This is a genomic window from Mycobacterium sp. E1715 (assembly GCF_001667625.1).
GTDB lineage: Bacteria > Actinomycetota > Actinomycetes > Mycobacteriales > Mycobacteriaceae > Mycobacterium.
In genome coordinates this window covers 1-3973 of record NZ_LZJJ01000460.1, presented here as the reverse complement: position 1 = coordinate 3973, position 3973 = coordinate 1, and the positions used below count along the sequence as shown (strand labels likewise).

General features: G+C 69.2%; 5 protein-coding genes. 2 read left to right on the top strand and 3 right to left on the bottom strand.

Going from position 1 to position 3973, the window contains the following annotated elements:
• On the bottom strand, window positions 1–756 hold a 756-nt coding region (locus A9X03_RS23245; RefSeq protein WP_156746645.1), incomplete at its 3' end, for an MFS transporter.
• Window positions 757–890: 134 nt separating this feature from the next.
• Complete coding sequence (locus A9X03_RS23240; RefSeq protein ID WP_068263234.1) at window positions 891–1181, bottom strand: metal-sensitive transcriptional regulator; 291 nt, start codon at window positions 1179–1181, stop codon at window positions 891–893.
• 128 nt (window positions 1182–1309) lie between these two features.
• Here A9X03_RS23240 and ilvD point away from each other — a divergent pair, with 128 nt between their 5' ends.
• Window positions 1310–3025, top strand: a complete 1716-nt coding sequence (gene ilvD / locus A9X03_RS23235; RefSeq protein ID WP_067779238.1) for a dihydroxy-acid dehydratase — start codon at window positions 1310–1312, stop codon at window positions 3023–3025.
• 34 nt (window positions 3026–3059) lie between these two features.
• On the opposite strand, the gene A9X03_RS23230 is transcribed toward ilvD, so the two are convergent.
• A complete protein-coding gene (locus A9X03_RS23230; RefSeq protein WP_067779239.1) occupies window positions 3060–3500 on the bottom strand; it encodes an SPW repeat protein in 441 nt (146 codons plus the stop codon).
• A gap of 115 nt (window positions 3501–3615) precedes the next feature.
• On the opposite strand from A9X03_RS23230, the gene A9X03_RS23225 reads away from it, so the two are divergent.
• The coding region (locus A9X03_RS23225; protein ID WP_197696130.1) for a nitronate monooxygenase at window positions 3616–3973 on the top strand (358 nt) is incomplete at its 3' end.

The window sequence follows — 3973 nt, the reverse complement described above, 5'->3', positions numbered from 1 at the left end:
CGGCCCCCGCACGCCGACGACCTCGCGGATGATCTCCACGATGTAGGTGTAGGAGACGAAGTGCCCGGTCACGCCGACCATGGTGATGATGCTGACGATGATCAGCCGGCGGTTGCGGTGGTGGCGGGACCGGGGGCCCACGCACTTCAGCTGGTCCTCGGTGAGCACCATCTCCGGCAGCAGCGCCCGCGCGGCCACCGTGACGATGACGGCCGCCACGGTCACACACACCACCGCCAGGCGCCAGCCCCACATCAGGCTCATGGCCGCCGTCAGCGGGCTACCGACCACCAGCGCCAGGCTGGTTCCGACGTAGATCGACATCGTCGCGCGGCCGGCGTGGCTCGGCGGTACCAGCCGCGTCGCGATCGGCGCGATGACCGACCACAGCAGCCCGTGCGTGATCGCGCACAGCACGCGACCGGCGGCCAGTACTTCGAAGGTGGGGGCCACCGCCGAGATCATCTGCGAGACGGTCAGGCAGGTCAGGCTCAGCACGAGCACCCGGCGGCGCGGCAGGTGCGCGGTCCAGCGCACCAGCGGAATCGTGGTCAGCGCCGCGACCAGGGCGTACCACGACAGCAGGGTCCCGACGAGGACCAGGCTGACGTGCAGGTTGCGGGCGATCGCCGGCAGCGCGCCGACGGGCAGGATCTCGGCGGTCACGTAGGTAAAGGCCGCCGCCGCCAGCACCACAAGCTGGGCCGCGACCCGTGGCGTCCACGTTCGGGCGGCAGCATTGGTTTCGGCAGTCATGGCGTCGGTATCGGCCGGGCTACCCAGTTCCTGGGTTGTCGCGCCTAATGCGATCACACTGCCTTACCGTACGGACCGCAACTACGGCTCCCCCCTTATCGGGGCCGTAATCCGGGTCTCAACTCGGTCACCAATCAGGAACGAACGAGGCGCGCGATGGCGGCGGAGGCCTCGGCGAGCTTCTGGTCGGCGTCGTCGCCGCCCTCGGCCACGGCGCGGGTGACGCAGTGGTTGAGGTGCTCGTCGAGCAAATTCAGGGCGACCGAACGCAGCGCGCTGTTGACCGCGCTGATCTGGGTGAGGACGTCGATGCAGTACTTGTCCTCTTCGATCATCCGCGCGATGCCGCGCACCTGACCCTCGATGCGCCGCAGCCGCTTGGCGTAGTTGTCCTTCTGCTGCGAATATCCGAGCGCGTTCGTCATCCTGTCCTTCACCCCTGCCCATCCACGCCCGCCGCGCGTGGCCGGGCCGGCGTCACGATTCCACTTTATACCCCGCCCGGGTATGACCCGCACATTTGCCGTCCGGCCTGTTCACGCATACTTGCAGGATGGCCACAACACGCGATGCGTCCGGAGTCACCGACATCAAACCGCGCAGCCGTGACGTAACCGACGGCCTGGAGAAGGCCGCCGCGCGGGGCATGCTGCGGGCGGTCGGCATGGGCGACGAGGACTTCGCCAAGCCGCAGATCGGGGTGGCGTCGTCGTGGAACGAGATCACGCCGTGCAACCTCTCGCTGGACCGGCTCGCCAAGGCGGTCAAGGAGGGCGTGTTCGCGGCCGGCGGCTTCCCGCTGGAGTTCGGGACGATCTCGGTGTCCGACGGCATCTCGATGGGCCACGAGGGCATGCACTTCTCACTGGTGTCGCGCGAGGTGATCGCCGACAGCGTCGAGACCGTGATGCAGGCCGAGCGCCTCGACGGCTCGGTGCTGCTGGCCGGCTGCGACAAGTCCCTGCCCGGGATGCTGATGGCCGCCGCGCGCCTGGACCTGGCGGCGGTGTTCCTCTACGCGGGGTCGATCCTGCCCGGGCGGGCCAAGCTGTCCGACGGAACCGAACGCGAGGTCACCATCATCGACGCGTTCGAGGCGGTGGGCGCGTGCGCGCGCGGCCTGATGCCCCGGGAGGACGTCGACGCCATCGAACGCGCGATCTGTCCCAGCGAGGGCGCGTGCGGCGGCATGTACACCGCCAACACGATGGCCAGCGCCGCGGAGGCGCTCGGCATGTCGCTGCCCGGCAGCGCGGCCCCACCGGCGACCGATTACCGCCGCGACGGGTTCGCCCGCCGCAGCGGTGCGGCCGTCGTCGAGTTGCTGCGGCGCGGGATCACCGCCCGCGACATCCTGACCAAGGAGGCCTTCGAGAACGCGATCGCGGTGGTGATGGCGTTCGGCGGATCCACCAACGCCGTGCTGCACCTGCTGGCGATCGCGCACGAGGCCGACGTGGAGCTGTCCCTCGACGACTTCAGCCGGATCGGTTCGAAAGTGCCGCACCTGGCCGACGTCAAGCCGTTCGGTCGCCACGTCATGTCGCACGTCGACCAAATCGGCGGCGTGCCGGTGGCGATGAAGGCGCTGTTGGATGCGGGCCTGCTGCACGGCGACTGCCTGACGGTGACGGGCGAGACCGTCGCCGAGAACCTGGCCGCGATCGACCCACCCGACCCCGACGGCAAGGTGCTGCGGGCGCTGGACAATCCCATCCACCCGACCGGGGGCATCACCATCCTGCGCGGATCGCTGGCGCCCGAGGGCGCGGTGGTCAAGTCGGCCGGCTTCGACTCTGACGTGTTCGAGGGCACGGCAAGGGTTTTCGACGGTGAGCGGGCCGCGCTGGATGCCCTGGAGGACGGGACGATCACCAAGGGCGACGCCGTGGTGATCCGGTACGAGGGTCCCAAGGGCGGTCCGGGGATGCGCGAGATGCTCGCCATCACCGGCGCCATCAAGGGCGCCGGCCTGGGTAAAGACGTGCTACTGCTGACCGACGGCCGGTTCTCGGGCGGGACGACCGGCCTGTGCGTGGGGCACATCGCGCCGGAGGCGGTCGACGCCGGGCCAATCGCCTTCCTGCGCGACGGCGACCCGATCCGCCTGGACGTCGCGAACCGCGTGCTGGACGTGCTGGTCGACGGGAGCGAATTCGATTCCCGGCGAAAGGGTTTCACCCCTCCCCCGCCGCGCTACAAGACGGGCGTACTGGCCAAGTACGTCAAGCTGGTGAGCACGGCGGCGAACGGTGCGGTCTGCGGCTAGCCCCGATCGCCGCCTCGCTCAACGGGTTTGGATGCTATGCGTGGGTGGCCGCCGCGCGTGTGCGCCTGCCGAAGTAGGTGGCGTTGAGGCCCAACAGGGTCAGCAACGCACCCGCGATCACGTTCGACCACGTCATGCCGGTGGTCAGCGTGACGCCCGGCAGGATCCACAGGGACGCGATGACCCACATGCCGAGCACCGGCATCGTCCAGGTCAACCCGTGTGCACGGTCGAGCGCCGTTGCGAACCCGTACGCCAAGAACGCCGCGGCGACCCCGGCGATCAGGTTCGACGTGGCAAGCGATCCCGTGGCGCTGAAACCCACCAGCCACGGTGACGCGGCCACATACAGGCCCGTCAGCAGCGCCAGCCCGAAGGTGACGTGCGCACTCATCGACTCGGCGACGCGGTCGTAATTCGCGCGCAGGGCCAACAAGTCGGGGTGGTGATCGATTGATGAATGGACTGTACTCATTTTGTGACCTTTCTGTTATGCAGCAAGCCTTTTGAGCTGTCTGCACCCATCCATCTGCCGTCAAGATTACGCCCGATCACGGTCCGATTCGACCACCCGCGTAGCGTCGTGAGGCGTGGACATCGCGGACCGCCTGCGCCTGGACGTTCCGGTCGCGCAGGCCGGCATGGGCGGCGGTCTGGCGGGTGCCGCGCTGGCCGCCGCGGTCGCCGAGGCGGGCGGCCTGGGCACCCTGGGTATCGCCACGCCGCGCCGGCTGCGCGCGTCCATCGATGAGGTGCGCGAGCGGACGCCGGGCCGCGCGGTCGCGGTAAACCTGTTGCTGCACTTCGTTCATCGCGGGCACATCACGGCCTGCGTCGACGCCGGAGTCGACGCCGTCGTGCTGGCCTTCGGCGAGAAGCGGGGGCTGGTACGACACCTGCGCGACGCCGGCATCTTCGTCTTCGTGATGGTCGGCACCCCGGGGCAGG

Coding starts and splice junctions, on each gene's coding strand:
- A9X03_RS23240 (WP_068263234.1), bottom strand. CDS start 1,181: ATGACGAACGCGCTCGGATATTCGCAGCAGAAGGACAACTACGCCAAG.
- ilvD (WP_067779238.1), top strand. CDS start 1,310: ATGGCCACAACACGCGATGCGTCCGGAGTCACCGACATCAAACCGCGC.
- A9X03_RS23230 (WP_067779239.1), bottom strand. CDS start 3,500: ATGAGTACAGTCCATTCATCAATCGATCACCACCCCGACTTGTTGGCC.